The organism is Aminobacter sp. P4_D5 (assembly GCF_056401815.1).
The window spans coordinates 1-624 of the sequence record NZ_JBFUIP010000947.1 but is presented as its reverse complement, the minus strand read 5'-3'; the positions used below and the strand labels follow the sequence as shown (position 1 = coordinate 624).

At 73.4% G+C, this 624-nt stretch carries 1 protein-coding gene; it reads left to right on the top strand.

Going from position 1 to position 624, the window contains the following annotated elements; translation table 11 throughout:
- A partial coding sequence (locus AC1DWF_RS35980) for a M16 family metallopeptidase (protein ID WP_476843233.1) occupies nt 1-624 on the top strand: 624 nt, incomplete at both ends.

Sequence of the window (624 nt, the reverse complement as noted above, 5' to 3'; positions counted from 1 at the left end):
CCCGCGCCCTGCTGGCCGCGCGCCAGTCGCTGGAGACGCCGGCCGGCTTGGCCCGCCGCGCCTTCTGGGAGGCGGGCTTTCCCAACTTCTCCGCCGGGCGGCTCTCGACGCCCGAGAGCATCGCGGCGATCGGCCAGGAGGACATCCGCGCCTGCCTTGCCGCCCAGCTCACCCGCGGAAACCTGCTGGTCGCCGCCTCGGGCGCGATCGACGCGAACGGCCTGAAGGCGCTGCTGGCCGAGCTCTTCGGCGCCCTGCCGGACCACCCCGTGCCCGACACGCCCCCGCTGCCCGACCTCGCGGCCTATGGCGTGACGCTGCGGCCCAAGGCGGCGCCCCAGTCGACGCTGGTCTTCGGCCAGAATGGGCTGCTGCCCACCGATCCCGGCTGGGAATCCTTCCAGGTCGCGCTGCGCATCCTGGCCGGCGGCGGCTTCACCAGTCGGCTCATGAAGTCAGTCCGCGAGGAGCGGGGGCTGACCTACGGCATCGGCGCGGGGCTCGACCTGCTCTTCGGCCGCGCCGTCATCATCGGCAACGTGCAGACCGCCAATGCCAGCGTGGGCGAGGTCTGGGGCCTGATCCGCAGCGCCTGGGCAGAGATGGCAGCCCATGGTCCGACCG